The sequence below is a fragment of the Novosphingobium sp. ST904 genome, from assembly GCF_001298105.1.
Taxonomy (GTDB): Bacteria; Pseudomonadota; Alphaproteobacteria; order Sphingomonadales; family Sphingomonadaceae; genus Novosphingobium.
Genome location: NZ_LGJH01000008.1, coordinates 1 through 663 on the forward strand (window position 1 = coordinate 1; position 663 = coordinate 663).

Genomic DNA, 663 nt, shown 5'->3' on the forward strand with positions numbered 1-663 from the left:
CACCCGCACGATCGACCTATGGTCAGGGCCGCGTGGAATGGAGCGCGGGTCACGGGCTTGCCTCTCGACTATGAAATCCGCCTCCGCCATCACGACGGCAGCTATCGGTGGCATCGCTCGCGGGCTGCGCCGCGCCAGGAACGCGGTGGCAAGATCGCCCTTTGGTACGGCACGATCGAGGATATCAACGATCGCAAGATGGCGGACGAGGCGATCCGGTGGACAGCCGACCATGACGATCTGACCGGGCTCTGGAACCGGCGCGCTTTCATGGAGGGGCTGCGAACCGCGCTCGCTGGGGCCGAGAACTCGGGTGTCGAGGTCGCTCTTCTCCTGATCGATCTAGACAGCTTCAAGGCGCTGAACGACCGATATGGCCATGATGTCGGCGATGCTCTGCTCAAGGAAATCGCGCAGCGGCTTCAGGGGAATGGCGCTGGTGACTCAATGGCAGGCCGACTCGGGGGAGATGAATTCGCGCTCTTCATCTACACGCCGGACCGGACACAGCTCGAGGAGACGATCGCGGCCCTGAGGCTTGCGCTCGCAGAACCCTGTTTGCTCAATGGGCAAGCCCATAGCTGCCGCGCTAGCATCGGCGTGGCGCTCTTTCCCGAGCACAGAACGGACGCCGATGGCCTTTACAAGAATGCCGATCTTGCG

Annotated in this window: 1 protein-coding gene; it reads left to right on the forward strand. The window is 63.0% G+C overall.

Annotation, left to right across the window (positions count from 1 at the left end):
- The coding region (locus ADT71_RS00035) for a sensor domain-containing diguanylate cyclase (protein WP_156336334.1) at positions 1-663 on the forward strand (663 nt) is incomplete at both ends.